Origin of the sequence: Caldimonas tepidiphila, from assembly GCF_003569765.1 — a bacterium.
GTDB lineage: Bacteria > Pseudomonadota > Gammaproteobacteria > Burkholderiales > Burkholderiaceae_C > Caldimonas > Caldimonas tepidiphila.
In genome coordinates this window covers 38,066-63,968 of record NZ_QXMG01000033.1, presented here as the reverse complement: position 1 = coordinate 63,968, position 25,903 = coordinate 38,066, and the positions used below count along the sequence as shown (strand labels likewise).

The following is a 25,903-nucleotide window of genomic DNA, read 5'->3' as shown; positions in this document are numbered from 1 at the left end:
CGCTGTCAAGCCACGCCCCGCCCGGCGCCCTCGCTGCCATTTGTGCAACAAAGCCGGCTTGACCACCCCTTGGATGATGCGGTCGGGGCTGTAGGGATTGCGGCTGCGCTCGGTGACGTAGGCGGAGGTGGTGAGCTTCTCCGAGCCGGGCGCGGCACCCGGCCACAGCGGGATCTCCTGCCCTTCCACCAGCGGCGCGGCCTGCACGCCGGCGCTGCCCATGCCCACGATGCCGAGCGTCAGGACGAATCGCGTCAGGGAACGATGAATCGACTTCATTTGTTTTCTCCACTCCTGGTTTTTTCCGGCCCGGGGCCGCCACGGATTCTCCCCAAACGGAAACCGATTCCGGGAGCCCTGATTACCCGTATTTTCATAAAAACTGGAACACTGAATACCTGCAGGAAATGAAATGTCTGCGGGACAATATCCAACTCGACATCCCACATATTGGGACCATTCAACGACAAGGAATCGGAAAAGATGGAAATCCGCATTGCCCGGGCCGACGATGCCGCGAACATCAGTGCGCTGCTCAAACGCGTCGCCCCTGCCTTCACGCTGCATCCGCAAGGACTCGGCGCCGAGGCCTTCCTGCAGGGGCTCGAGCCGGAGGCGGTGCGGGGCTTCCTGACGGCAGAGAACGTCGTCTGCCACGTCGCGGTCGCCGGAGCGCGCCTCGCCGGGATGCTCGCGATCAGGGAGCACCGCCACCTCTTCCGCCTCGCGGTCGACCCCGCCTTCCAGGGTCGGGGCACGGGCCGCGCGCTGTGGCGGCAGGCGCAGGCGGCGGCGCTCGCGGCCGGCAATCGCGATCGCTTCACGGTCGATTCGACCCGGTCCGCGCTCCCCTTCTACGAGCGCCTGGGCTTTCGCGTGACCGGACCCCTCGTCGAGACGCGCGGCCTCGCCTTCGTGCCGATGGAACTGCGGCTCGCCGCCGGCACGCCGTGACGCTCAGTCCGTTTCCGTCCCCAGGGCCACCGGTTCGGAACGGCCCGACTCCACGCTCCTCATCGCCGCGACGCCGCACAGCGCCGCCCAGGCCCCGGCCTCGGCACCGGCGCGCTGGCCGAGGGAATCGGGCGTCGCGGGCTTGAACAGCCGGTCCTGCAGGCCGGCGTCGCCGCCGAAGTGGCCGCGCGGCCCGTGCGGCACCCAGATCCGCGTCGCAGTGCCCCGGTTGGGCAGCACGTGGATCTCGTCGGCCGGCGGCTGCGGCCACGGGTGGCGCTCGTGCTGGCGCACCTCGATGCGGCCGTGCAGGCCGTTGAGCGCGAGCTGGTAGCCCTCGATCGGCATGTAGGTGTTGAGCGAGTAGCTCACCTGCACGCCGCTCTCGTAGCGCAGGCAGGCGCTCATCGTGTCGGGGATGTCGATCTCCTCGCGGAACACGCAGGCGTCGCGCAGGTAGCCGTCGTGGCGCGAGGCCTCCTCGTACAGGCCGTGCAGCCAGGGGTCCTGCCCGATGTCGAGGTGGAACTCGCAGCGCGCCGCGTGCTCGCAGCCCCGGCAGCGCTGCCCGCGGAAGGGGCCGCGGCGGCCGTAGCGGCGCAGCTCGCCGCGCGCGAACACCTCGGCCGGGCGCGCCTGCACGAACCAGTTGAGCAGGTCGAAGTGGTGCGAGGCCTTGTGCACGAAGAGGCTGCCGGAGCGGTCGCGCCGCGCGTGCCAGCGGCGGAAGTAGTCCGCGCCGTGCTGCACGTCGAGGTACCAGTGGAAGTCCACCGACTGCAGCTCGCCGATCGCCCCCGACAGCAGCAGCTCCTTCACCTTCGCGAAGGTCGGCGTGTAGCGGTAGTTGAAGGCCACGTCCACGCGTCGCCCGGTGCGCCGCTCGGCGTCGAGGATGCGGCGGCACTGCGCGGCCGTGACCGCCATCGGCTTCTCGGTGATGACGTCGGCGCCCGCCTCCAGCGCCTGCACGATCGCCTCGTCGTGCAGGTCGTCGGGCACGCAGACGATCACCGTGTCGGGCCGGGTGTCGCGCAGCATCTCGCCCAGCCCGGCGTAGACCGGCACCTCGATGCCGATCGTCGCCGGCGCGCGCTCGCGCCGCAGCGGGTTGCTGTCGCACAGGCCCACCAGCTCGATCCAGGGGTGGTAGTCGGCGACGAGCTCCCGCCCCCACATGCCGACGCCGCGGTGGCCGAGGCCCACCAGCGCCAGCCGCCGCTTTCCGGGCTGTGCGGCCGCCATCACTTCACCCGCGCCAGCAGCAGGTTGCCCTCGCCCAGCAGCCGGGCGGCGGCCTGCTCCTCGTTCGCCTTGCCGTAGGCGACCTGCTCGAAGACGTCGCGCACGAACTTGTTGACCCGCGCGTGCTCGAACAGCGGCGAGGGCTGCGTGACCTTGCCCGCCTCGCGCAGCTGGCGGATCTGCTCGTAGGCCTGCATCTCCACGGCGCCGATGCGGTTCTCGGCGACGAGCTGGCGGAACTGGCTGCGCGCCAGCGGGATGCCGCGGCTGTTGACGAGGATGCGCGAGGCCTCCGCGTCGGTGAGCAGGAAGCCGATGAACTGCGCCGCGAGCTGCGGATGCTTCGTGTTGCGGCTCGCGGCCAGCACCATCGCGGCGCGGCCGAGCATGCCGGTGGACTTCGCGTCGGGCAGCGTCAGGAAGGGGCCGATCTCGGCCTGCTGCCCGGCGGCGAGCGCACCGGTGCGCAGCCGCGTCGCCGAGTCCCAGGCGCAGTAGCCGAGCCAGTTGCCGTTGACCCAGTCGGGCTGCTGCTCGGTGGGCTTGTCGGCGCCGCCGAGCGAGGCGCGGTAGGGCTGCGGCACGCCGACGTTGTCGCTGGTGATGCGCTTGTAGGCCGCGACCCAGTCGCGCACCGCCTCGGGCGACATCGCCACCTTCGGCTCGGTCGGGTGCACGTAGGGCTGGCCGTGCTTCTGCTGCGCGTAGGTGTGCGCGAGCAGCAGCATGTCGAGGCCGTCGCCGTCGAGCACGTAGGCCTTGTCGCCGAGCTTCGCGCGCACCTGCGGCCCGAGCGCGAACAGCTCGTCCCAGGTGCGCGGGATCTGCAGGCCGGCCTTGTCGAAGGCGCTGCGGTTCCAGACGAAGACGCGCGCGGTGAAGGACGCGGGCAGCGCGTTGAGCTTGCCCTTGACGCTGCCGACGCGCAGCGCGTCCTCGCCGAACTGGTCGAGCCCGAGCTGCGCCGGATGCTTCGCGAGGTCGAGGAAGCCGTCGCCGTTCTTCGAGAACATGGACAGCCAGGCCCAGTCGAGCTGCATCACGTCGGGCTCGGTGCCGCCGGCGATCTGCGTCGTCAGCCGCTCCAGGTAGCCCTGCCAGCCGCCGTACTCGGCCTTGATCTTCACGCCGGGATGGCGGGCCTCGAAGGCCTCGATCGCCTTGAGCGTGAGCTGGTGGCGCTCGTTGCCGCCCCACCAGGAAAAGCGCAGCGTGGCGGGCGCGCCCTGCGCCAGCGCCGCCGGGATGCCGCCTGCGGCCAGCGCGCCCGCGGCGCCTGCGGCCAGGAAGGTTCTGCGTCGGATCATGTCTCGGTCTCCTCTCGTTCCCTCAGTCGGGGTGTCGTCTCTCGTCGTCGTCGGCCGCCCCTCGCCGGGGGCTCGGAAGATCAGATGAAGTGGTGCAGGTACTCGGTCAGGCAGAGCATCGCCATCGCCTGCCCGTAGGGCATCGCGGTCAGCGGGATGCGGCGGTAGAAGTCGAGGTCGGAGCCCATCGCGGTGCCGAAGGACACTTGGCGCAGCTCGCCGCGCTCGTCGATGTGCTCGATCACGCCCCGCACCGCGTTCAGCGCGGTGGGCAGGCAGGACGCGTCGAGGTAGCGCTTGCGCACGCCCTTGAGCAGGCCGTAGGCGAAGCCCGCGGTGGCCGAGGCCTCGACGTAGGACGCGGGATCGTCGAGCAGCGTGTGCCACAGCCCGGTCTCGCGGTCCTGCAGCCGGCACAGCGCCTCGGCCTGCGCGCGCAGCGTGCCGACGAGGAACTCGCGCAGGTGGTCCCCGGGCGGCAGCTCCAGCAGCTCGATGAACTCGGGGATCGCGATCGTGACCCAGCTGTTGCCGCGCGCCCACAGCGCGCGCGCGAAGTTGTGGCGCCCGTCGAAGGTCCAGCCGTGGAACCACAGGCCGGTGCGGGTGTCGGCGAGGTACTTCACGTGCAGCAGGAACTGGCGCTTGGCCTCCTCGACGTAGGCCGGGCGGTTCAGCACCAGGCCGATCTTGGCCAGCGGCAGCACGCACATCATCAGCGTGTCGTCCCAGAGCTGCTGCGGGTTCTCGCTGTTGAAGACGATGTGCTGCAGCCCGCCCTCCTCGGTGCGCGGCATCTCGTGCATCACCCACTCGGCCCAGACCTCCAGGTAGGGGCGGTAGGTGCTGTTGCCGGTCTGCTCGTAGAGGTGGGCGAGCGTGAGCATCGCCGCCATCGTGTTGACGTTCTTGGTCGGCGTGCCGGCGCGGAAGCGCTCGGCGAACCAGGACTTCATCGTCTCGAGCGCCTGCGCGTCGTGCGAGATCTGGTGGTAGCGCAGCAGGCCGTAGAGGCCGACGCCGTGGGTCCACTCCCAGTCGTTCCAGCCCTTGGTGTCGATCACGCGGCCGTCGTCGAGCCGCAGCAGGAAGTCGCCGCCGCTGTCCTCGATGTGCACGAGGCGGTGCACCAGGCGATGGATCAGTCCGTGCAGCTGGGCGGGGGTGTGGGAGGTCGGGAAGTTGGCGGCCATGTCGTTCGCAGCGGTGTCGGTGGGGGTGGGGAATCGGGAGGCAGGATCAGGAATCGAGCGCCTGCAGCCAGCGCGCGTGGTAGGGGATAAGGCCGGGCACCGGACAGGGGGTGACGCGGCACAGCGCGTCGGGCGAGGTCTTGCGCCGGCTCCAGCGCGACAGCAGCCAGGCGCCGCGCGCGGTGCCCTCGAGGGCGTCCTCGCTGGCGAAGCACTCGTGGCCGGGCAGCAGCGCGGCGAGCGCGCCGAGGAAGACCGGGTTGTGCGCAAGCGGCCCCTCGACCACCAGCGGCGAGGCGCCGCGCAGCCGCGTCACGAGCGTGGCGCTCAGCTGCGCGCAGTACAGCGCCGCGAGGGTCGCGCGAGCGGCCTCGCCGAGCTGCGCCGAGAGCGGCCCGGCGAGCGCCTGCCCGCCGCGGCGGACCTCGCCGTGGCGCGCGCGGAAGGGCCCGCCCTGCTCGGAGAAGGCCGGCAGCGCCACGGTGTCGCTCTCGACGAGCCGCACGAGCGCCTGCAGGCTCGCGGCCTCGGGCCGTGCGCCGTCGAGCAGCCGCTCGAACTCGCGCCCGCCCATGAAGCGCGCGGTGGGCGTGGGCGTGCCGAGCACGCTGACGTTGCCGAGCATGTCGTCCGCGGCGCGCAGGCCGTCGAGCGGCGCACCGGGCGCCATCACCACGGTCCAGGTGCCGGAGGACAGCAGCGTCATCGCGGCGCGATTGCGCAGGTGGCGGGCGAGGCAGGCGTTGCTGTCGTGCACGCCGGCGTGGACCTCGCAGTCCGCCGGCAGGCCCAGCTGCGCGGCGCGCGCCGGCGTGACGCGGCCGAGCACCTGCCAGGCCGGCACCACCGGCGCGAAGCGCGCGGCCCAGCCCTCGGCCTGCGCGAAGTCCGAGAAACGCTCGCGCGCCGGCTGCCACAGCTGGGTGTGGCAGCCGAGCGACGAGGGCTCGCTCGCCGCCACCCCGCACAGCCACCAGGCCCAGTACTGCGCGTAGGGCAGCAGCACGCGGGTGCGGGCCCAGGCGCCGGGGTGGCGGCGCTGCAGCCAGTGCAGCTGCCGCGCGGCGTTGAGCCCGGCGGGCAGGTCGGGCGCGAGGGTGAGCTCGAAGGCGTCGCGACGCACGTCGTACTCGGCGGCCAGCTCGTCCGGGCCGTCGAACTCGTAGTCGAGCGGCTCCCAGGCCAAGCCCTCGTCGCCGAGCGCGACCAGGGCCGCGCCGTGCGTCGTCGCGATCGCGCGCCGGCAGCGCGCCGCCAGCGGCGAGGCGGCCAGCGTTTCACGGATCCAGGCGGCGATCCCGTGCACGTCGAGCGCCGGGTAGCCGAGCGCGGACGCGACGCTGCGGTTGGCGCGCTCGTGGCGCGCGCGCAGCCCGCCGTCCTCGGCCACCATCAGCAGCTTCGCGCGGGTCTTGCCGATGTCGAGCACCAGCGTCAGGTCGTCGGGGGCGGCCATCGTCTCAGTCCAGGTGGAACATCTGCGGCAGCGGCTCGACCACCGGCGAGCCGTCGGGGTGGGTGCGCATCAGGTCGGACATGTGCGCCCACCAGCGGCGCATCACCGGGTGCTGCGGCAGCGCGTCCATCGCATGGCCGGCGCGGCGGCGCAGCACCGCGAACAGCACGTGGTGCTGCTCGTCGAGGTAGATGCTGTAGTCGCTGATGCCGGATTCGCGCAGCAGCGCGGCGAGCTCGGGCCACAGCGCGTCGTGGCGCCGCCGGTACTCCGCCGCGCGGCCCGGGTGCAGGAACATGCGGAAGGCGATCTTCTCCATCGGCGCGCCCTCGGCTCAGACGATGCCGCTGCTCGGTCCCGCCGCGGGCCGCACCTGCGCGACGCGCGCGCGGTAGCCGCTGGCGCGGTAGGCGCCCACCGGGTCGGCCGCGCCTCCCCGCTCCAGGCGCAGCATCTGCAGCAGCGGCGTGACGTCGGTGTGGAAGGCACGCTGCAGCGTCTGCGTGGCCATCAGCGCGTCGTTGGCGTCCTGCCAGCCGGCGAGCGCCTCGCGGTCCACCAGCAGCGCCTGCGCGTGGCTGCGCTGCACCGCGATCGCGCTCGTCATCAGGCTCTCGATCGGGTCGGTCACGTTGTGCGACTGGTCGAGCATGTAGGCGGGGCGGAAGTCGGGCCCTTGCGAGCGCGCCGCCTCGACCAGCTCGTTGAAGACCAGGAACAGCCGGTAGGGGTCGACGCTGCCGCTGTCGAGGTCGTCGTCGCCGTACTTGCTGTCGTTGAAGTGGAAGCCGCCGAGCTTGCCGGCGTGCACCAGCCGCGCGACGATCATCTCGATGTTGGTGTTGGGCGCGTGGTGGCCGAGGTCGACCAGGCAGCGCGCCTTCTCGCCCAGCGCCTGCGCCGCAAGCAGGCTCGAGCCCCAGTCCTGGATCACGGTGGCGTAGAAGGCGGGCTCGTAGAGCTTGTGCTCGAGGAACATCTGCCAGTCGGCCGGCAGCGCCGCGCAGATGCGGCGCGCGCTCTCCAGGTAGCGCTCGAAGGCGCGGCCGAAGTGCTGCTGGCCGGGGAAGTTGGCGCCGTCGCCGACCCACACCGTGAGCGCGCGGCTGCCGAGCTGGCGGCCGATCTCGATCACCTCCAGGTTGTGCTCGACCGCCTGCTGGCGCACCGCGGCGTCGGTGTGCGTGAGGCTGCCGAACTTGTAGGACAGGCGCTGGCCGCGCTGGTCGGAGAAGGTGTTGGAGTTCACCGCGTCGAAGCCCAGGCCGAGGGCCGCCGCGTGCTCGCGCAGCTCGCGGTAGTCGCCGCAGCGGTCCCAGGGGAAGTGCGGCGAGACGGTGGGCGTGCAGCGCACCAGCTGCTGGATCACCGCGCAGTCCTCGACCTTGTCGAACACGTCGCGCGGCTCGCCCGGGCCGGGGAAGCGCGCGAAGCGGGTGCCGCCGGTGCCGACGCCCCAGCTCGGCACAGCGACGGCGAAGCCCGCGAGCCGGGCCTTGATCGCATCCAGCTCGATGCCGCGGCGCGCGAGCTGCTCGCCGAGCGCGTCGTAGTCGGCGCGGACATCGGCCGCGCGGGTCGCGTTGTGGGCCTCGACCTGGTGCGGGTCGAGCACGGTCCTGCTCATGGACGTCTCCTGTTCGTTCGTGTTGTCGTTCAGCGCGGGAAGGCGGCGAGGTTACCGGCGTCGACGTTGAGGATGTTGCCGGTGGATTTGGCCGAGAGGTCGCTCGCGAAGAAGTAGGCGGCCTCGGCCACGTCCTCGGGGTAGACGCTGCGCTTGAGCATCGAGCGGTCGCGGTAGAAGGCCTCGAGCTGCTGCTCGTCGATCCGGTTCGCGGCGGCGCGCTCGCGGCTCCAGTCGCCGCTCCAGATGCGGCTGCCGCGGATCACCGCGTCGGGGTTCACGACGTTGCAGCGGATGCCCAGCGGCGCGCCCTCGAGCGCGAGGCTGCGCGAGAGCTGGATCTCGGCGGCCTTCGCGGCGCAGTAGGCGCTCGCCTGGGGGCTGGCGACGAGCCCGTTCTTGCTCGCGATGAAGACGATGGAGCCGCCGATGCCCTGCGCCTTGAAGGTGCGGAAGGCCTCGCGGCCGACCAGGAAATAGCCGGTGGCGAGGATGGACTGGTTGCGCGTCCACAGCGCGAGCGAGGTCTCGTCGATCGGCGCGGCCGACGCGATGCCGGCATTCGACACCAGGATGTCGAGGCCGCCGTACTCGAGCACGGCCTGCACGTAGGCGCGCTGCACCGAGCCCTCGTCGGTGACGTCGCAGGCCACCGTGCGCACCGCGTCGCGGCCGTGGCGGGCGCGCAGCGCCTCGCCGGCCTGCGCCAGCGCCTCGGCATCGATGTCGAGCAGCACGCAGCACGCGCCCTCGGACAGGAAGCGCTCGGCGATCGCGCGGCCGATGCCGCCAGCGCCGCCCGTGACGAGCGCGGCGCGGCCCGCCAGCGGCTTGGCCGGCGGCATGCGGCGCAGCTTGGCCTCCTCGAGCAGCCAGTACTCGATGTCGAAGGCCTCCTGCTCGGGCAGGCCGACGTAGCGGTCCACGCCCTCGGCCTCGCGCATCACGTTGATCGCGTTGACGTAGAACTCGGCCGCGATGCGGGCGGTGGCCTTGTCCCTGGCGAGCGAGACCATGCCGATGCGCGGCAGCAGCACGATCACCGGGTTCGGGTCGCGCACGGCGGGGCTGTCCGGGCGGCGGCAGCGCTCGTGGTAGGCGGCGTAGTCGGCGCGATAGGCGGCCAGCCGCGCCCCGATCTCCTGCGCGAGCGCCTCGCCCTCGAGCGCGTAGACCGACTCGGGCAGGATCATCGGCCGCACCTTGGTGCGCAGGAAGTGGTCGGGGCAGGAGGTGCCGAGCGCGGCGAGCCGCTCCAGCTCCGCGCCGTTGACGAACTCCACCACCGCGGCCTGGCGGTCGACGTGCGCGAGCTTGTGGCCGGACTTCGACGCGAGGCCGCGCAGCACCGGCAGCACCCGCGCGAGCACCGCGTCCTGGCCCGCCGCGTCGAGGCTCTCGTGCAGCGCCCCGCCGAAGGCCGGGCGGCGGCCGGCCGCGCGCTGGCGCTCGAGCCAGCCCTGGGCCTGTGCGATCACACCGACGGTGTTCTCGTAGCAGCTTTTCGCGTCGTCGCCCCAGGTGAAGAGGCCGTGGCCGGCGAGCACCACGCCGCGCAGCCCGGGGTTCGCCGCGACGTAGCGCTTGAGCATCATGCCGAGCTCGAAGCCGGGGCGGCGCCACGGCAGCCAGCCGACGCTGCCCTCGAAGACCTGGCGCGTCAGCGCCTCGCTGCGCTCGGTCGCGGCGATCGCGATCACCGCGTCGGGGTGCATGTGGTCGACGTGGCGGTAGGGCAGGAAGGCGTGCAGCGGCGTGTCGATGCTCGCCGCGCGCGGGTTCAGCGCGAAGGTGCAATGCGGCAGGTAGCCGACCATCTCGTCCTCGTGCTCCGGACCGCGGTACAGCCCCTCGAGCGCGTGCAGCTTGTCGAGGTAGAGCGTCGCGAAGCCGTCGAGCTTCATCGAGCCGAGATCGCCCCCGGAGCCCTTGACCCACAGCACCTCGGTGTCGGCACCCGTGAGCGGGTCGCGCTGCACGAGCTTGGCGGAGGTGTTGCCGCCGCCGTAGTTGGTGATGCGCAGGTCGGAGCCGAGCAGGTTGGAGCGGTACAGCAGCAGCGCGGGCTCGTCGAGCGAGCGGGCGTGCTGCTCGTCCCAGCGCGGGAAGTCGGCGGCGGAAGGCGTCATGGAGTCGTTTCCTGTGTCTCGGTTGGCGTTGGCGTGGAGCGAAATTTAGGCAAGCCGACACATAAGATCCATCGCGAGATTCTTATTCAAAACATAATTCGGGCTTATGAATCTTCTCCCAGCTCCCACGGCATCGCGATCCTGCCGCCCCGAGACCGCCGACGGGGCCGGACAAGGGGGCGTCAGCCCGGGAAAACACCGAGCGCAGCCGCCAGCGGGCGCGGCCGGCAAGCGCGCCCTCCCACGGGGTTGCTCCGGAGGCCAGGGGCGCCCGGCAACGGGGGCGTCCCGATGAAGGACCTGTCACTGCGCCAGCTGCGCGGCCTCGTCGCCTTCGCCGACAGCGGCAGCGTCACCGCCGCGGCCGACGCGCTCGGCATCAGCCAGCCGGCCGCATCGATGCTGCTGCGCCAGCTCGAGCAGGAGCTCGGCGTGCCGCTGGTCGAGCGGCGCGGGCGCGGCGCGGGGCTCAGCGACGCGGGCCGCGCGCTGCTGCCCCACGCGCGCGCCGTGCTGGACGAGCTGCGCCGTGCCGAGGAAACGCTGTCACGGCGGGCGGGCGGTGCGGCCGGGCAGCTGCACCTCGGCGTGGTGCCGACGGCGAACTACTTCGCGCCACGGATGCTGACGGAGTTCGCGCGACGCGAGCCGGGGGTGGGGTTCAAGCTGTCGGTGGGCCGGCGCGACGAGATCCTCGCGATGCTCAAGGAGCACCGGCTCGACATCGCGATCGCGGGCTACCCGCCCGGCGAGGCCGAGGTCGAGGCCGAGAGCTTCGCGCGCCACCCGCACTGCATCGTCGCGTCGCCTGCGCACCCGCTCGCGCAGGCGCGGCGCATCGCCTGGACGACGCTGCGCGACGAGCCCTTCATCTTCCGCGAGGCCGGCTCCGCGACGCGGCTCTTCCTGGAGCACCTGCTGCAGGCGCAGTCGCTGCAGGTCAACGTCACGCTGGAGCTCGCGGGCAACGAGACGGTCAAGCAGGCCGTGATGGCGGGCATGGGCATCAGCTTCATGTCGGCGCACGCGATCCAGGTCGAGCTCGACGCCGGCCGGCTCGTGGTCCTCGACGTCGTCGGCATGCCGAAATGGCTGGACTGGTGCTTCCTGCAGCGGCGCAACCAGGCGCTGGGCGGCCTGAACGCGCGCTTCCGCCAGTTCGTCGTCGAGCGCGGCGCCGAACTGGCCGCCTGCCGCAGCCTGTGAGCAAGGCGGCGCCTCAGCCGCCGCGCTCGAAGCGGTCCAGCACCGCGCCCGAGCTCGCGCTCGACGCGTTGAACGCGAACTTCGCCAGCACGCCGCGCGTGTAGCGCGGCGGCGGCGCCGTCCACGCAGCGCGGCGGCGCACCAGCTCCTCGTCGCTCACGTGCAGCTCCAGCAGCAGCCGGCGCGCGTCGATCGTGATGCGGTCGCCCTCCTGCACCAGCGCGATCGTGCCGCCGGCCGCCGCCTCGGGCGCGACGTGGCCCACCACCATGCCCCAGGTGCCCCCGGAGAAGCGCCCGTCGGTGATCAGCCCGACGCTCTCGCCCAGGCCCTGGCCGATCAGCGCGCCGGTGGGCGCGAGCATCTCCGGCATGCCGGGGCCGCCCCTCGGGCCCAGGTAGCGCAGCACCATCACGTCACCGGCCCGGATGCGCCCGGCCATGATCGCCTCCAGCGCCGACTGCTCGTCGTCGAAGACGCGCGCCGGCCCGGTGATCGCCGGGTTCTTCAGCCCGGTGATCTTCGCCACCGCGCCCTCGGTGGCGAGGTTGCCGCGCAGGATCGCGAGGTGGCCCTCGGCGTAGATCGGCGCGTCGACCGGCCGGATCACGTCCTGGTCGGCGCGCGGCGCGTCGGGCACGTCGGCGAGGGTCTCGGCGAGCGTGCGGCCGGTGATCGTCATGCAGTCGCCGTGCAGCAGTCCGGCGTTCAGCAGCAGCTTCATCACCTGCGGGATGCCGCCGGCGCGGTGCAGGTCGATCGCGAGGTACTTCCCGCTCGGCTTGAGGTCGCAGATCACCGGCACCCGGCGGCGCACGCGCTCGAAGTCGTCGATCGACCAGTCCACCCCGGCCGCATGCGCGATGGCGAGGAAGTGCAGCACCGCGTTGGTCGAGCCGCCGGTAGCCATGATGACGGAGACGGCGTTCTCGATCGACTCGCGCGTGACGATGTCGCGCGGCTTCAGGTCGCGGCGGATCGCCTCGACCAGCACGCGCGCGCTCTCGCGCGTGCTCTCGAGCTTCTCGTCCTCGACGTTGGCCATCGTGCTCGAGTACGGCAGGCTCATGCCGAGCGCCTCGAAGGCCGAGCTCATCGTGTTGGCGGTGTACATGCCGCCGCAGGAGCCGCTGCCGGGAATGGCGCGGCGCTCGATCTCGCGGAAGTCCTCGTCGCTCATGCGACCGGCGCTGTACTGGCCCACCGCCTCGAAGACGCTGACGATGTTGAGGTCCTCGCCCTTGTAGCGCCCGGGCAGGATCGTGCCGCCGTAGACGTAGATTGCCGGCACGTTGGCGCGCAGCATGCCCATCATGCCGCCCGGCATGTTCTTGTCGCAGCCGCCGATCACGAGCACGCCGTCCATCCACTGCCCGCCGACGCAGGTCTCGACGCAGTCGGCGATCACCTCGCGCGACACGAGCGAATATTTCATCCCCTCGGTGCCCATCGCCATGCCGTCGCTGATCGTCGGCGTGCCGAAGACCTGCGGGTTCGCGCCGGCGGCGCGCAGCCCCTCGACCGCCGCGTCGGCGAGGCGCTGCAGGCCGGAGTTGCAGGGCGTGATGGTGGAGTGGGCGTTGGCGACGCCGATCATCGGCTTGCCGAAGTCGGTCGGCTGGTAGCCCATGCCGTAGTACATCGAGCGGTTCGGTGCGCGCGCCACGCCCTCGGTGATGTTCGCGGAGCGGCGGTTGATCTTCGGGGTCTCGGCCATCGGTCTGTCTCCTGTGCGGGGGATCGCCGCAGGCAAGCGCCTGCCGGCCGGACCTCACGATAGGCCCGCCCGTGCGCGCCAGGCGTGATTGACCCTGCCGGCAGCCTCCCTTGGGGCGGCGATGAATGCCGCTCGCAGCAATCGGGATGCCGCGCCGCTGCACGACTTCCGGACACTCGTCCGGAAATCGGACACACCCCCGGGGGAAACCCTGCTCGGCGGGCAGACAGTCCCCCTCGCCGCAAGCCGCGGGTCAACCCGCACGCCGGACAGGAAAGTCCTTTCGGGTCAACCACTTGCAATCGAGAGCCGGGACTGGCACCGCTCTTGCGAAAGCGCTGGCGGACCGTTCCCATTGCAGCGACGGTCGGCGCCCACCGAGCGCCCGCAACATCGACCAGGAGACACCATGCACGTCCCATTCGTTCGCCGCACCTTCCTCGGCCTGGCCGTAGCGCTCGCCGCCAGCGGTATCGCGCAGGCCCAGCAGGCCAAGGAAATCCGCATCGCGCACATCTACAGCAAGACCGGTCCGCTCGAGGCCTACGGCAAGCAGACCGCCACCGGCTTCATGATGGGCCTGGACTACGCCACGCAGGGCACGATGACGGTGGCGGGCAGGAAGCTCGTCGTGATCGAGAAGGACGACCAGGGCAAGCCCGACGTCGGCAAGTCGCTGCTCGCCGCCGCCTACGGCGACGACAAGGCCGACATCGCGGTCGGCCCCACCTCCTCGGGCGTGGCGCTGGCGATGCTGCCGGTGGCCGAGGAGTACAAGAAGATCCTGCTGGTCGAGCCCGCGGTGGCGGACTCGATCACCGGCGACAAGTGGAACAGGTACATCTTCCGCACCGGCCGCAACAGCTCGCAGGACGCGATCTCGAACGCGGTGGCGCTGGACAAGGAGGGCGTGACGATCGCGACGCTGGCGCAGGACTACGCCTTCGGCCGCGACGGCGTGGCCGCCTTCAAGGGTGCGCTCAAGAAGGCGAAGATCGTCCACGAGGAGTACCTGCCGACCAGCACCACCGACTTCACCGCCGGCGCGCAGCGCCTCTTCGACAAGCTCAAGGACCAGCCCGGCCGCAAGGTGATCTTCATCATCTGGGCCGGCGCGGGCAACCCGTTCAAGATCGCCGACCTCGACCCGAAGCGCCACGGCATCGAGATCGCCACCGGCGGCAACATCCTGCCGGCGATGACCTCCTACAAGCAGTTCCCCGGCATGGAGGGCGCGACCTACTACTACTTCGGCATCCCGAAGAACCCGGTCAACGAGTGGCTGGTGTCCAACCACTACAGCAAGTACAAGACCCCGCCCGACTTCTTCACCGCGGGCGGCATGTCCGCGGCGATCGCGGTGGTCGAGGCGCTGAAGAAGACCGGCGGCGACACCAGCACCAACAAGCTCATCAAGACGATGGAGGGCATGAGCTTCGAGACGCCGAAGGGCCGCATGACCTTCCGGCCGGAGGACCACCAGGCGATGCAGTCGATGTACCACTTCAAGGTCAAGGTCGACCCCGCCTTCCCCTGGGGCGTGCCGGAGCTGGTGCGCGAGATCAAGCCGGAGGAGATGGTGGTGCCGGTGCGCAACAAGCGCTGAGCGAGCGCCTCGCCTTGCGAGCCCGCGGCGCGTGCCGCGGGCGTCTGTCGGCCGCGCCGCGGCGCCCCTGGGGGACCCTTCCGTGCTCGAGACCCGAGACCTCACGATCCGCTTCGGCGGCCATGTCGCGGTGGACCGCGTCAGCTGCGCCTTCAGGCCCGGGCAGCTGACCGCCATCGTCGGCCCGAACGGCGCCGGCAAGACCACCTACTTCAACCTGATCTCCGGCCAGCTCAGGGCGAGCAGCGGCTCGGTGCACCTCGACGGCGAGGACATCACGCGGCTGCCCGCGCCGCTGCGCACGCGCCGCGGGCTCAGCCGCGCCTTCCAGCTCACGCAGCTGTTCCCGAACCTGACCGTGCTCGAGAACGTGCGCCTGGCGGTGCAGTCGCGCCACGGCGGCGGCCTGAAGCTGCTGAGCGTGTGGCTCGACCACCGGCAGCTGATCGACGAGGCGCATGCGGTGCTCGAGGCCGTGCGCCTCGCCGACAAGGCGCAGGCCCACGCGTCGAGCCTGCCGCACGGCGACCAGCGCAAGCTGGAGGTGGCGCTGATGATGGCGCTGGACCCGAAGGTCTACATGTTCGACGAGCCGACCGCCGGCATGAGCGTCGACGAGGTGCCGGTGATCCTCGACCTGATCCGCGCGCTGAAGAAGCGGCGCGACAAGACCATCCTGCTCGTGGAGCACAAGATGGACGTGGTGCGCGAGCTCGCCGACCGCATCATCGTGCTGCACAACGGCGAGCTGCTCGCCGACGGCGACCCCGCGCGCGTGATGGCGCTGCCGGTCGTGCAGAGCGCCTACATGGGCACCGTCCCGGTGGAGGCCGCGGCATGAGCGCGCAGAACGCGAGCCGCGCCGCGCCGCTGCTGCGCCTCGAGGGCGTGCACACCCACATCGGCGCCTACCACATCCTGCACGGCGTCGACTTCGAGGTGCCGCGCGGGCAGGTGACGATGCTGCTGGGCCGCAACGGCGCCGGCAAGACCACGACGCTGCGCACGATCATGGGCCTGTGGCCGGCGAGCCGCGGCCGCGTCACCTTCGATGGCGAGACGATCGGCGGGCCCGAGCGGCGCCTCGCGACGCCCGACATCGCGCAGCGCGGCATCGCCTACGTGCCCGAGAGCATGGGCATCTTCGGCGACCTGACGGTCAAGGAGAACCTGCTGCTCGCCGCGCGCTCGGCCCGCACCGCGGACGATCTCGACGCGCAGCGCCTCGACTGGATCTTCGGCCTGTTCCCGGCGCTGAAGAAGTTCTGGCTGTATCCGGCCGGCAAGCTCTCGGGCGGGCAGAAGCAGATGCTGTCGGTCGCGCGCGCGATCGTCGAGCCGCGCAAGCTGCTGCTGATCGACGAGCCGAGCAAGGGCCTCGCGCCCGCGATCATCCAGAACCTGATCGGCGCGCTGCGCGAGCTGAAAAGCACGCAGACCACCGTCCTGCTCGTCGAGCAGAACTTCGGCATGGCGCGCGCGCTCGGCGACACGGTCGCCGTGATGGACGACGGCGCGGTGGTGCACCGCGGCGCGATGGCCGAGCTCGTCGAGGACGAGGCCCTGCAGCAGCGCCTGCTCGGGCTGTCGCTCGACGCCCATCAGTGATCCCCAGGAGACAGCCCATGGACACCGCCACCGTGGCGAGCCCGGCCCCGGCCACCTCGCCCCCCAGTGCGTCGCCGGCTGCCGCGCCGGTGCCGCGCACCCGTTTCGACTTCGTCCCGCTGCTGCTCGTGGCCGCGCTCGCGCTCGGCGCGCTGCCGCTGGTCGGCTCGGTGCCGACCTGGCTGACACTGACCGTCGCCGGTCTCGCGATGGGCATGATCGTCTTCATCATCGCCTCGGGCCTGACGCTCGTGTTCGGGCTGATGGACGTGCTGAACTTCGGCCACGGCGTGTTCATAGCGCTCGGCGCCTTCGTCGCGACCAGCGTGCTCGGCGGCATGGCCGACTGGACCGCCTCGGCCTCGCTCGCGCGCAACCTCGTCGCGGTGTTCGCCGCGATGGCGGTGGCGATGGCGGTGGCCGGTGCGATCGGCTACGCCTTCGAGCGCGTCGTGGTGCGCCCGGTCTACGGCCAGCACCTCAAGCAGATCCTCATCACGATGGGCGGCATGATCATCGGCGAGGAGATCATCAAGGTGATCTGGGGCCCGCAGCAGATCCCGCTGCCGCTGCCCGACGCGCTGCGCGGCTCGCTGCTGCTCGGCGACGCGGCGATCGAGAAGTACCGCCTGCTCGCCGTCGTGATCGGCGCGGTGGTGCTCGCGGCGATGCTCTACCTGCTCAACCGCACCAAGATCGGCCTGCTGATCCGCGCGGGCGTGCAGGACCGCGAGATGGTCGAGAGCCTCGGCTACCGCATCCGCCGCCTCTTCATCGGCGTGTTCGTCGTCGGCTCCGCACTCGCGGGCCTCGGCGGCGTGCTGTGGGGCCTGTACCAGCAGATGGTGGTGCCGCAGATGGGCGCACAGATCAACGTGCTGCTCTTCATCGTCATCATCATCGGCGGCCTGGGCTCGACGCTCGGCTGCTTCGTCGGCGCGCTGCTCGTCGGCCTGATGGCCAACTACACGGGCTTCCTCGCGCCGAAGGTCGCGCTCTTCTCCAACATCGGGCTGATGGTCGCGGTGCTGCTGTGGCGGCCTCAAGGCCTCTACCCGGTGACCAACCGCTGAAGGGGGCCGACGATGCTTCGACGACTCCTCTCGCACGACCTGCCGCGCAGCCCGTGGCTCGCGGCGGCGCTGGTGCTGATCGTGCTGGCGCTGCTGCTGGTGCCCTTCGCGATGCCGGGCAGCAAGACGCTCAACGTCGCGGCGAAGATCCTGATCTTCATCGTGCTGGTGGCGAGCTACGACCTGCTGCTCGGCTACACCGGCATCGTCAGCTTCGCGCACACGATGTTCTTCGGCATCGGCGCCTACGGCGTCGCGATCGCGTCGACCCGCATGGGCGAGGGCTGGGCGGCGCTCGGCGTCGGCACGGTGCTCGCGCTGCTGCTGTCGCTCGCGCTGTCGCTCGTGATCGGCCTGTTCAGCCTGCGCGTGAAGGCGATCTTCTACGCGATGATCACGCTCGCGGTGGCCTCCGCCTTCCAGACGCTCGCGTCGCAGCTGTCGGAGTTCACCGGCGGCGAGGACGGGCTCACTTTTCGCGTGCCCGAGTGGCTGAGCCCGAGCTTCGAGCCCTTCGAGAACGAGGTGTTCGGCGTGCTGATCGACGGCCGGCTGATCAGCTACTACCTGCTGTTCGCCTGCGCCTTCGCGCTGGTGCTGCTGATGCTGCGCATCGTGAACTCGCCCTTCGGCCGCGTGCTGCAGGCGATCCGCGAGAACGACTTCCGCGCCGAGGCGATCGGCTACCGCACCGTGGTCTACCGCACGATGTCGAACGTGCTGTCGGCGCTGTTCGCGACGCTCGCGGGCTGCCTGCTGGCGCTCTGGCTGCGCTACAACGGGCCGGACACCTCGCTGTCCTTCGAGATCATGCTCGACATCCTGCTGATCGTCGTGATCGGCGGCATGGGCACGATCTACGGCGCGGTGATCGGCAGCGTGCTGTTCGTGCTGGCGCAGAACTACCTGCAGGACCTGATGCGCCTGGCCTCGGGCGCGGTCGAGGGCGTGCCGCTCGCCTCGGAGCTGATCTCGCCGGACCGCTGGCTGCTGTGGCTCGGCGTGCTGTTCGTGCTGTGCGTCTACCACTTCCCGAGCGGCATCGTCGGGCGGCTCCGCCAGCGCATCCTTCCAACCGCTCCCCGGGGAGACGCCGCATGATGCATCCCGCCTCGCACTACGTGGCCTGTGCCGGCCGCGAGATCCATTACACCGAATGGGGCGCCCAGCACGCCGAGACCGTCGTCGCCTGGCACGGCCTCGCGCGCACCGGGCGCGACATGGACGAGCTGGCGCAGCACCTGTCCGCGCGCTACCGCGTGATCTGCCCGGACACGATCGGCCGCGGCCTGTCGCAATGGAGCCCGGACCCGGTCAACGAGTACCGGATGGCGTTCTACGTGCAGCTCGCCACCGCGCTCGCCGACCAGCTCGACCTCGACCGCTTCCACTGGGTCGGCACCTCGATGGGCGGCGCGATCGGCACGCTCGCCGCGGCGACGAGCCTGCGCGGGCGCATCCGCCGCCTCGTGCTCAACGACAACGGCCCGAAGCTCGCCGACGCGGCGATCGAGCGCATCCGCAGCTACGCCGGCAACCCGCCCGCCTTCGAGCGCGTCAGCGAGCTGGAGCAGTTCCTGCGCACCGTCTACAAGCCCTACGGCTGGCTGTCCGACGCCCAGTGGCGCCGCATGGCCGAGACCTCGGTGCGGCGCCTGCCCGATGGCCGCGTCACGCCGCACTACGACCCGGCGATGGTCTCGCAGTTCGTGCACCATCCGCGCGACTACGAGCTGTGGGAGGCCTACGACAGCCTGGACATCCCGGTGCTGTGCCTGCGCGGCGAGCATTCCGACCTGCTGCTGCCGGAGACGGTGGAGGAGATGCGCACGCGCGGCCCGCGCGCGGTGGTGGTCACGATTCCCGGCTGCGGCCACGCGCCGGCGCTCAACGTGCCGTCGCAGCTGGAGCTGATCGAGCGCTTCCTCGGCGCCGGCTGAGGCCCTGGCGGGGCTGCATGCGCAGCGGCGCGTCAGGACGCACAGGCCCGGCTGCTGCGGTGACCTGCGTCCGGCCGCAGCCGGCCTCGGCACGAAGGCCCTTGCCCCGCGGCGGCGCGCGGACACGAGGCCGCCGGGCAGGCGGGGATCCGCGATCTCCTAGAATCCGCCGATGCCCCGCTGGCTCGCCGCCCTGCTCCTCGTCGCCCTGCTGCCCTGGCAGTCCCTCGCCTGGGCTGCGGACACGGCGTGCGAGCACGGCGTCCACGAGGCCTCGCATGCCGTGGCGCACTGGCTGGGCGAGGCCCATCACCACCACGACGACGGCAGCGTCCACGAGGACGACTCGGTCGAATCCCTGCTGCACCTGCACGCCGACAGCCACCTGAACTCGGTCAGTGTGCTTCCCGCCGAGCTGACCTGGCTGCCGAGCCTCCCGCCCTCCAAGGGGCCGCCCTCGCTGCATTCCTCCTTGCACCCGGCGCCCTTCCTGGAAGGCCTGCGCCGTCCTCCCCGCATTCGCGGCTGACCTCGCCTCGGCCCCGGCTCGCCTCGTGCGTGCCGGATCTCCCGTGGCCGAACGGCCCGCCGGGCGGCAGCGCGCCCGCGGGTGGCCACGCTTCATCCCCTTCCAGACAACGTGAACATCGAACGATGGCTCGCGCCCTGCCTCGTGGCCGGCGCGATCTGGGCTGCGCCCGTGTCGGCGCAGCCGGCGCCGGCCCCTGTCCCGACACTGGCGCAGGCCGTCGAGGCGGCCTGGCAACGTGCCGTGACGGCGCGCGACGCCCGGGGCCGCGAACGGCTGGCCCGGGCCGCGCATGCGGCGGCATCGAGCTGGATGCCGGCGGCGCCGGCCGTGGAGCTCTCGCACCGCGACGACCGTTTTCACCGCGCCACCGGCAACAAGGAGACCGAGCTGGGTCTTGCCGTGCCGCTGTGGCGGCCCGGCCAGCGCGGTGCCCGGTTGGCCGCCGCCGATGCGCAAGCCTCTACCGCCGAGGCCGCCACGCGCTCCGCCCGGCTGCAGCTGGCCGGAGAAGTCCGCGAGGCGGCCTGGGCCCTGGTCGCCCGGCAGGCCGGCCTGCGGCTGGCCCAGGAGCAGCTGCGCAGTCTGCGGCAACTGGCGGATGACGTGGACCGGCGCGTTGCCGCCGGGGATCTGGCGCGCAGCGATGCCCTGGCCGCGCGCAGCGAACAGCTGAGCGCGGAAGGCGCCCTCGCACAGGCCGGCCAGGAACTGACTGCTGCGCAGGCGCAATGGACGCAGCTGACCGGGCTGCCGCCGCTGGAAGCCCCCGGCGAGCCCCCCTCGGTCACCGAGGAGGTGAGCGCGCATCCGGAACTGCTGCGCGCGTCCCTGCGTGTCGAAGCCGCCCGCCGGCAGCTCGAGGCGCTGCGCCGAAGCCGGCGGGAGGCGCCCGAGCTCATGTTCAGCGCACGCCAGGAGACGCCCGGCAGCGGCCAGGCCCGGGAGAGCAGCCTGGCGGTCGCGCTGCGCCTTCCCCTGGGAATCGATGCCGGCACCCGCGTGGAGGAGGCGGCCGCGCTGAGCGAGCACGAGGTGGCGGAGGCCGAGCTGCACCAGCTGCGCCAGCGCCTGGAGATCGACACGCAGACGGCTCGCGCCGGAGTGCAGTCGGCCGAGCAGCAGCTCGCCGCGGCGCAGGCCCGTGCCGAGCTGCTGCGGGAGCGGGCCCGGCTCATCGACAAATCCTTCCGCGCCGGCGAGACGGCCTTGCCCGAGCTGTTGCGCGCGCTGGCGGCCGCTGCCGAAGCCGATGCCGACGTCTCCCGCCAGTCCGCGGCGCTCGGCCTCGCCCGCGCCCGCCTCCATCAATCCCTGGGACGGATGCCATGACCCACCTTCATCCTGCCGATCCGCGCCGCCGGGGCGGGCCCGCCTGCGCGGCCCTGCTGCTGGGCGCGGCCCTCTCGTTTTCCACCCTTCCTGCGCTCGCGGGCCCCGGTGCCCACGGCCCGAACGGCGAGCACCTGGATGCCCCGGCCGCGGCTCAGGCCCCGGCGGCGGCGCACCCCCGGCTGGAAGCGCATTCCGAGCTGTTCGAGCTGGTCGCGACGCTCTCCGGCAGCGAGCTGTCGCTGCTGATCGACCGCTACGAGACCAACGAGCCGGTGCTGGGCGCCCGGGTCGAGGTCGAGGCCGGCGACCGCAAGGCCACGGCAAGCTTCCACGCCGACCACGGCGACTACGCCATCGACGACAAGGCTTTCGTGCAGGCGCTGTCGCAGCCCGGCGAGCACGCGCTCGTCTTCACGGTGATCGCGGGGGACGACGCCGACCTGCTGGACGGCACCCTGAGCGTTCGCGAAGCCACGGAGGGCCACGTCCATGCCGACGTCTCTCCGCTTCCCCTGATCGCCACAGCGCTCGCCGGCCTGGGCGTGCTGGCCGGGGCGCTGTGGTGGCGTCGCCGCCGGACCGACCGCCGCCACGGCGGGGAGGTGACGTGATGAAGCGCAAGGATTCATGGAAGGCCGTCCCGGCCTCGCTGCGTGCGCTGGCAGGAGGGATGGCCTTGTTCATGGCCGCGGCGGCGCACGCCGGCCCCGGGGCCCACGGCCCCAACGGCGAGCATCTCGACGCTCCTGCCGCCAGCGCCAACGCCTCGGGCCTCGCACGCCTGCCGGACGGCAGCGTCAACATCCCGAAGCTCGCGCAGCGGCGCATGGAGATCCGCACCGTGCTGGCGCCGCTTGCCGAGGCCGGCCCCAGCGTCCCGCTCAACGGCCGGGTGCTGATCGACCCGAACGCCGGCGGCCGAGTGCAGGCCATGCACGGCGGGCGCATCGAGCCTGGGCCCAATGGCCTGCCGGTGGCCGGCCAGACGGTGCGCAAGGGGCAGGTGCTCGCCTGGGTGCGCCACCATGCCGAGCCCTACGAGCAGGCGGGACAGCAGGCGCAGCTCTCCGAGCTGCGGGCCAGTCGAACCGTGGCCGAGCAGCGCGTGCAGCGGCTCGAGGCGCTGGAGGGCACGGTGCCGCGCAAGGAGATCGAGGCGGCGAGGGCCGAGCTCGCGAGCCTGCGCGAGCGCGAGCGCGGCATCGGCGGCAGCCTCAAGGCCCGCGAAGCGCTCGTGGCGCCCGTCTCGGGCGTGATCGCGAAGGCGGAGGTGCTCAACGGGCAGGTGGTCGAGGCCCGCGAGGTGCTGTTCGAGATCGTCGATCCGGCCCGGCTGCTGGTCGAGGCCGGCACCGCCGACCCGGCGCTGCCGGCGCGCATCGAGGGCGGCACGCTCGCCGGCATCGAGGGCTCGGAGCTGCGCCTGGTGGGCGCCTCCCGCAGCCTGCGCGACGGGCTGCTGCCGCTGACCTTCCGCCTGCAAGCGAAGGCTGGCGCGACGCCTCCTGCGCTCGCCGTGGGCCAGCCGGTCACGGTGCTCGCGCGGCTGAAGGACCGCGTCGAGGGCATCGTGCTGCCGGCGCAGGCCGTCGTGCGCAACGCGGCCAACGAGCCGGTGGTCTGGATCAAGGCGGGTGCAGAGCGCTTCGTGCCGCAGCCGGTGGTCTTCCAGCCGCTGGACGCCCGCACGGTGATCGTCACCCGGGGCCTCTCCGCCGACAACCGCGTCGTCGTGCAGGGCGCGCCGCTCGTCAACCAGATCCGGTGAGGCCCGCCTGATGTTCAACTGGATCGTCCGCTACAGCCTGGCCAACCGGCTGTTCGTGCTGGCCGTCGCCGCGCTGCTGATGGCCTGGGGGGCCTTCTCGGCCTGGCGCACGCCGGTCGACGTGTTCCCCGATCTCAACAAGCCGCTGGTCACCGTGCTCACCGAGGCCGGCGGCATGGCGCCCGAGGAGGTCGAGCAGCTCGTCACCTTCCCCGTCGAGACCGCCCTCAACGGCATGCCGGGGGTGACGCGCGTGCGCTCGACCTCGGGCGTGGGCCTGTCGATCGTCTATGCCGAGTTCGACTGGGGCACCGATGTCTACCGCAACCGGCAGCTCGTCTCGGAGCGCCTCGCGCTCACGCGCGAGCAGCTGCCCGAGGGGATCGTTCCGATCATGGGCCCGGTGTCCTCGATCATGGGCGAGATCATGCTGATCGCGCTGCCGCTGGGCGAGCCCGGCAGCGCACCGGACGGCGACTCGCCCGGAGGTGTCCGCGCCGCCACGCCGATGCAGGCACGCGAGTACGCCGACTTCGTGCTGCGCCCGCGCCTGCTGTCCATCCCCGGCGTCTCGCAGGTGATCCCGATCGGCGGCGAGGTACGGCAGCTGCGGGTGGAACCCGACCCGGCGCGCATGGCCCAGTTCGGCGTCACGCTCGACCAGCTCGAGCAGACGCTGCGCGGCTTCTCCGGCAACGCCGGCGGCGGCTTCATCGACCTCAACAGCCGCGAGTACCTGATCCGCCACCTCGCGCGCACCCACCGGGTCGAGGACCTGGCCGGCCTGCCCGTCGCGTGGCGCGACGGCCGGCCGGTGCTGCTGGAGCAGGTCGCGAAGGTCGGCTTCGCCGCGGGCCTCAAGCGCGGCGACGCGGGCTACAACGGCGCGCCGGCCGTCATCCTCAGCGTGCAGAAGCAGCCGGCGGCCGACACCGTGCAGCTCACGCGCGAGATCGAGGCCGCGCTCGGCGAGCTCAAGCAGGGCCTGCCGCCGGGCCTGAGCGCGCCGCGCGTGCTGTTCCGCCAGGCCGACTTCATCCAGGCCTCGGTCGGCAACGTCACCGAGGCGCTGCGCGACGGCGCGATCATGGTGGCGATCGTGCTGTTCGCCTTCCTGCTGTCGGCGCGCACGACGCTGATCTCGCTCGTCGCGATCCCGCTGTCGCTCGCGGTCACGGCGCTCGTTTTCCGCGGGTTCGGCCTGTCGATCAACGTGATGACGCTCGGCGGCCTCGCGATCGCGATCGGCGAGCTGGTGGACGACGCGGTGGTGGACGTGGAGAACATCCTGCGGCGCCTGAAGCAGAACTACGCGCTCGCGAATCCCTTGCCGGTGCTGGAGGTGGTGCGGCAGGCGAGCGTCGAGGTGCGCTCGGGGATCGTCTACGCGACCGTGATCGTCGTGCTGGTGTTCGTGCCGCTGTTCGCGCTGCCGGGCATCGAGGGGCGGCTGTTCACGCCGCTCGGCATCGCCTACATCGTCTCGATCCTCGCGTCGATGCTCGTGTCGATGACGGTCACGCCGGTGCTGTGCAGCTACCTGCTGCCGCGCATGAAGCGGCTCGACCACGGCGACAGCCCGCTGGTGGCCTGGCTCAAGCGCCAGGACGCGAGGCTGCTGGCCTGGTCCTTCCCGCGCGCCAAGGCGCTGATCGCGGTGGCGACGCTCGCGGTGGCGGCCGCCGCGGCCACGGTGCCCTTCTTCCCGCGCGCCTTCCTGCCGGCCTTCAACGAGGGCTCGCTCGTGCTGTCGCTGATGTTCAACCCCGGCACCTCGCTGGCCGAGGCCAACCGCATGGGCGCGGTCGCCGAGACGCTGATCGCGCAGGTCCCGGAGGTGACGCAGGTGGGCCGGCGCACCGGCCGCGCCGAGCTCGACGAGCATGCCGAGGGCGTGCACTCGGCCGAGATCGACGTGGACCTCAGGCGCTCCGAACGCGACCGCGAGGAGGTGATGGCGGCGATCCGCACGCAGCTCTCGACGCTGCCGGCGGCGGTGGCGATCGGCCAGCCGATCTCGCACCGGCTCGACCACCTGCTGTCGGGCGTGCGCGCGCAGATCGCGCTGAAGGTCTACGGCGACGATCTCGACGGCCTGCGCGGCACGGCCGAACAGCTGCGCCAGCGCCTCGCGGGCGTGCCCGGCCTCGTGGACCTGACGGTGGAGAAGCAGGTGCTGATCCCGCAGATCAGCGTGCGGCTGGACTACCGGCGCGCCGCGCAGTACGGCATCACGCCGGCGCAGGCCGTGCGCACGCTGCAGGCATTGACCGACGGCGCCCACGGCGCGCAGATCGTGGACGGCGCGCGCCGCTACGACCTGGTGCTGCGCCTGCCCGACGAGCGCCGCAGCCCGCAGGACCTGGCCAACGTGCTGATCGACACGCCCGCGGGCCGCATCCCGGTCTCGGCGATCGCCACGGTGGAGGAGAGCGACGGACCGAACCAGATCGGGCGCGAGAACGGGCGGCGGCGCATCGTCGTCTATGCCAACACCGACGGCTCCGACATGGGCCGGGTGATCGGCGACATCCGCGCGGCGATTGCGGCGACGGCGCTGCCCGTGGGCACCTTCGTGAGCCTGGAGGGCCAGTTCCAGGCGCAGGAGCAGGCCACCAGGCTGATCGTCGGCCTGTCGCTCGTGTCGCTCGCGATGATCTTCCTGGTGCTGTACTCGCGCTACAGGTCGGCCGTGCTCGCCGGCCTCATCATGGCCAACATCCCGCTCGCGCTCATCGGCAGCGTGGTCGCGATGTGGATCGCGGGCGTGACGCTGTCGGTCGCGTCGATGGTCGGCTTCATCACGCTGGCCGGCATCGCCACGCGCAACGGCATCCTGAAAGTCAGCCACTACATCAACCTGTGCCGGCTGGAGGGCGAGAGCTTCGGCCAGCCGATGATCGTGCGGGGGTCGCTGGAGCGGCTCACGCCGGTGCTGATGACGGCGCTGGTCGCGGCCTTCGCGCTGGTGCCGCTGCTGCTCGCCGCCGACGCGCCGGGCAAGGAGATCCTGCACCCGGTGGCGGTGGTGATCTTCGGTGGATTGGTCAGCTCCACGCTGCTTGACACGCTGCTGACGCCGGTGGCGTACTGGCTCGTGGGCGAGCGGCCGACCCGGCGCCTGATCGAGGCAGCGGACGCCGAGGGCGCGATGCCATCGGCTGCCCGGGAGGCCTATTGATTCCCACGACCGCTCTATCCCTGACCCGC

22 protein-coding genes are annotated in these 25,903 nt (G+C 71.8%); 13 read left to right on the top strand and 9 right to left on the bottom strand.

Annotated elements, in window-relative coordinates:
* Positions 1-279 (bottom strand): hypothetical protein (locus D3A59_RS17430; protein ID WP_205665223.1); only part of this gene is annotated, 279 nt, incomplete at its 3' end.
* Between the two features lie 204 nt (positions 280-483).
* Here D3A59_RS17430 and D3A59_RS17425 point away from each other — a divergent pair.
* The gene (locus D3A59_RS17425) at positions 484-954 is read left to right on the top strand and encodes a GNAT family N-acetyltransferase (protein ID WP_119156549.1); all 471 of its coding nucleotides are present in this window, start codon (positions 484-486) and stop codon (positions 952-954) included.
* 3 nt (positions 955-957) lie between these two features.
* On the opposite strand, the gene D3A59_RS17420 is transcribed toward D3A59_RS17425, so the two are convergent.
* From D3A59_RS17420 to D3A59_RS17390, 7 genes are all read right to left on the bottom strand, one after another.
* Positions 958-2,199 (bottom strand): Gfo/Idh/MocA family protein, encoded by a 1,242-nt coding sequence (locus D3A59_RS17420; protein ID WP_119156547.1) that lies wholly within the window; start codon positions 2,197-2,199, stop codon positions 958-960.
* The gene (locus tag D3A59_RS17415; RefSeq protein WP_119156545.1) at positions 2,199-3,506 is read right to left on the bottom strand and encodes an ABC transporter substrate-binding protein; all 1,308 of its coding nucleotides are present in this window, start codon (positions 3,504-3,506) and stop codon (positions 2,199-2,201) included. The genes D3A59_RS17420 and D3A59_RS17415 overlap by 1 nt, the downstream gene beginning before the upstream one ends.
* A gap of 80 nt (positions 3,507-3,586) precedes the next feature.
* Positions 3,587-4,699, bottom strand: a complete 1,113-nt coding sequence (bglB, locus tag D3A59_RS17410) for a beta-galactosidase BglB (RefSeq protein WP_119156544.1) — start codon at positions 4,697-4,699, stop codon at positions 3,587-3,589.
* Positions 4,700-4,745: 46 nt separating this feature from the next.
* Positions 4,746-6,155, bottom strand: a complete 1,410-nt coding sequence (locus D3A59_RS17405; RefSeq protein ID WP_119156542.1) for an FGGY-family carbohydrate kinase — start codon at positions 6,153-6,155, stop codon at positions 4,746-4,748.
* A 4-nt stretch (positions 6,156-6,159) separates the two neighbouring features.
* Positions 6,160-6,474 (bottom strand): L-rhamnose mutarotase, encoded by a 315-nt coding sequence (gene rhaM, locus D3A59_RS17400; protein WP_119156541.1) that lies wholly within the window; start codon positions 6,472-6,474, stop codon positions 6,160-6,162.
* A gap of 15 nt (positions 6,475-6,489) precedes the next feature.
* Positions 6,490-7,782 carry an L-rhamnose catabolism isomerase gene (gene rhaI, locus D3A59_RS17395; protein WP_119156539.1) on the bottom strand — a complete coding sequence of 431 codons (1,293 nt, stop codon included), beginning with the start codon at positions 7,780-7,782 and terminating at the stop codon, positions 6,490-6,492.
* Between the two features lie 29 nt (positions 7,783-7,811).
* Positions 7,812-9,911 (bottom strand): bifunctional rhamnulose-1-phosphate aldolase/short-chain dehydrogenase, encoded by a 2,100-nt coding sequence (locus D3A59_RS17390; RefSeq protein WP_119156537.1) that lies wholly within the window; start codon positions 9,909-9,911, stop codon positions 7,812-7,814.
* Positions 9,912-10,202: 291 nt separating this feature from the next.
* On the opposite strand from D3A59_RS17390, the gene D3A59_RS17385 reads away from it, so the two are divergent.
* Positions 10,203-11,117: a LysR family transcriptional regulator gene (locus D3A59_RS17385; protein ID WP_119156535.1), complete on the top strand. Its 915-nt coding sequence runs from the start codon at positions 10,203-10,205 to the stop codon at positions 11,115-11,117.
* Positions 11,118-11,130: 13 nt separating this feature from the next.
* Here the strand turns inward: D3A59_RS17385 and ilvD are convergent, their stop codons facing one another.
* Positions 11,131-12,834, bottom strand: a complete 1,704-nt coding sequence (ilvD, locus tag D3A59_RS17380) for a dihydroxy-acid dehydratase (RefSeq protein WP_119156533.1) — start codon at positions 12,832-12,834, stop codon at positions 11,131-11,133.
* A gap of 409 nt (positions 12,835-13,243) precedes the next feature.
* On the opposite strand from ilvD, the gene D3A59_RS17375 reads away from it, so the two are divergent.
* The 11 genes from D3A59_RS17375 (at position 13,244) to D3A59_RS17325 (ending at position 25,874) form a co-directional block, all read left to right on the top strand.
* Positions 13,244-14,440: a substrate-binding domain-containing protein gene (locus D3A59_RS17375; protein WP_119156532.1), complete on the top strand. Its 1,197-nt coding sequence runs from the start codon at positions 13,244-13,246 to the stop codon at positions 14,438-14,440.
* An 82-nt stretch (positions 14,441-14,522) separates the two neighbouring features.
* Complete coding sequence (locus D3A59_RS17370; RefSeq protein ID WP_119156531.1) at positions 14,523-15,281, top strand: ABC transporter ATP-binding protein; 759 nt, start codon at positions 14,523-14,525, stop codon at positions 15,279-15,281.
* Entirely contained in the window at positions 15,278-16,048 is a 771-nt protein-coding gene (locus D3A59_RS17365; protein WP_119156529.1) for an ABC transporter ATP-binding protein, read from the top strand. Before D3A59_RS17370 ends, D3A59_RS17365 begins: the two co-directional genes overlap by 4 nt.
* A gap of 17 nt (positions 16,049-16,065) precedes the next feature.
* Positions 16,066-17,121, top strand: a complete 1,056-nt coding sequence (locus D3A59_RS17360; protein WP_119156527.1) for a branched-chain amino acid ABC transporter permease — start codon at positions 16,066-16,068, stop codon at positions 17,119-17,121.
* 12 nt (positions 17,122-17,133) lie between these two features.
* Entirely contained in the window at positions 17,134-18,222 is a 1,089-nt protein-coding gene (locus tag D3A59_RS17355; protein ID WP_119156525.1) for a branched-chain amino acid ABC transporter permease, read from the top strand.
* Complete coding sequence (locus D3A59_RS17350; protein ID WP_119156560.1) at positions 18,222-19,061, top strand: alpha/beta fold hydrolase; 840 nt, start codon at positions 18,222-18,224, stop codon at positions 19,059-19,061. Before D3A59_RS17355 ends, D3A59_RS17350 begins: the two co-directional genes overlap by 1 nt.
* A gap of 172 nt (positions 19,062-19,233) precedes the next feature.
* Positions 19,234-19,590, top strand: a complete 357-nt coding sequence (locus D3A59_RS25465) for a hypothetical protein (protein WP_157991576.1) — start codon at positions 19,234-19,236, stop codon at positions 19,588-19,590.
* A gap of 81 nt (positions 19,591-19,671) precedes the next feature.
* Positions 19,672-20,922: a TolC family protein gene (locus D3A59_RS17340; RefSeq protein WP_240636103.1), complete on the top strand. Its 1,251-nt coding sequence runs from the start codon at positions 19,672-19,674 to the stop codon at positions 20,920-20,922.
* Positions 20,919-21,536, top strand: a complete 618-nt coding sequence (locus D3A59_RS17335; RefSeq protein WP_240636102.1) for a hypothetical protein — start codon at positions 20,919-20,921, stop codon at positions 21,534-21,536. Before D3A59_RS17340 ends, D3A59_RS17335 begins: the two co-directional genes overlap by 4 nt.
* Complete coding sequence (locus D3A59_RS17330; RefSeq protein ID WP_119156521.1) at positions 21,536-22,693, top strand: efflux RND transporter periplasmic adaptor subunit; 1,158 nt, start codon at positions 21,536-21,538, stop codon at positions 22,691-22,693. The genes D3A59_RS17335 and D3A59_RS17330 overlap by 1 nt, the downstream gene beginning before the upstream one ends.
* A gap of 10 nt (positions 22,694-22,703) precedes the next feature.
* The gene (locus tag D3A59_RS17325; protein ID WP_119156519.1) at positions 22,704-25,874 is read left to right on the top strand and encodes an efflux RND transporter permease subunit; all 3,171 of its coding nucleotides are present in this window, start codon (positions 22,704-22,706) and stop codon (positions 25,872-25,874) included.
* Positions 25,875-25,903: the final 29 nt, after the last annotated feature.

Bases quoted from the DNA above. Each gene is read 5' to 3' on its own strand.
- D3A59_RS17425 (WP_119156549.1), top strand. From the start codon at position 484: ATGGAAATCCGCATTGCCCGGGCCGACGATGCCGCGAACATCAGTGCG.
- D3A59_RS17420 (WP_119156547.1), bottom strand. From the start codon at position 2,199: ATGGCGGCCGCACAGCCCGGAAAGCGGCGGCTGGCGCTGGTGGGCCTC.
- D3A59_RS17415 (WP_119156545.1), bottom strand. From the start codon at position 3,506: ATGATCCGACGCAGAACCTTCCTGGCCGCAGGCGCCGCGGGCGCGCTG.
- bglB (WP_119156544.1), bottom strand. From the start codon at position 4,699: ATGGCCGCCAACTTCCCGACCTCCCACACCCCCGCCCAGCTGCACGGA.
- D3A59_RS17405 (WP_119156542.1), bottom strand. From the start codon at position 6,155: ATGGCCGCCCCCGACGACCTGACGCTGGTGCTCGACATCGGCAAGACC.
- rhaM (WP_119156541.1), bottom strand. From the start codon at position 6,474: ATGGAGAAGATCGCCTTCCGCATGTTCCTGCACCCGGGCCGCGCGGCG.
- rhaI (WP_119156539.1), bottom strand. From the start codon at position 7,782: ATGAGCAGGACCGTGCTCGACCCGCACCAGGTCGAGGCCCACAACGCG.
- D3A59_RS17390 (WP_119156537.1), bottom strand. From the start codon at position 9,911: ATGACGCCTTCCGCCGCCGACTTCCCGCGCTGGGACGAGCAGCACGCC.
- D3A59_RS17385 (WP_119156535.1), top strand. From the start codon at position 10,203: ATGAAGGACCTGTCACTGCGCCAGCTGCGCGGCCTCGTCGCCTTCGCC.
- ilvD (WP_119156533.1), bottom strand. From the start codon at position 12,834: ATGGCCGAGACCCCGAAGATCAACCGCCGCTCCGCGAACATCACCGAG.
- D3A59_RS17375 (WP_119156532.1), top strand. From the start codon at position 13,244: ATGCACGTCCCATTCGTTCGCCGCACCTTCCTCGGCCTGGCCGTAGCG.
- D3A59_RS17365 (WP_119156529.1), top strand. From the start codon at position 15,278: ATGAGCGCGCAGAACGCGAGCCGCGCCGCGCCGCTGCTGCGCCTCGAG.
- D3A59_RS17360 (WP_119156527.1), top strand. From the start codon at position 16,066: ATGGACACCGCCACCGTGGCGAGCCCGGCCCCGGCCACCTCGCCCCCC.
- D3A59_RS17355 (WP_119156525.1), top strand. From the start codon at position 17,134: ATGCTTCGACGACTCCTCTCGCACGACCTGCCGCGCAGCCCGTGGCTC.
- D3A59_RS17350 (WP_119156560.1), top strand. From the start codon at position 18,222: ATGCATCCCGCCTCGCACTACGTGGCCTGTGCCGGCCGCGAGATCCAT.
- D3A59_RS25465 (WP_157991576.1), top strand. From the start codon at position 19,234: ATGCCCCGCTGGCTCGCCGCCCTGCTCCTCGTCGCCCTGCTGCCCTGG.
- D3A59_RS17335 (WP_240636102.1), top strand. From the start codon at position 20,919: ATGACCCACCTTCATCCTGCCGATCCGCGCCGCCGGGGCGGGCCCGCC.
- D3A59_RS17330 (WP_119156521.1), top strand. From the start codon at position 21,536: ATGAAGCGCAAGGATTCATGGAAGGCCGTCCCGGCCTCGCTGCGTGCG.
- D3A59_RS17325 (WP_119156519.1), top strand. From the start codon at position 22,704: ATGTTCAACTGGATCGTCCGCTACAGCCTGGCCAACCGGCTGTTCGTG.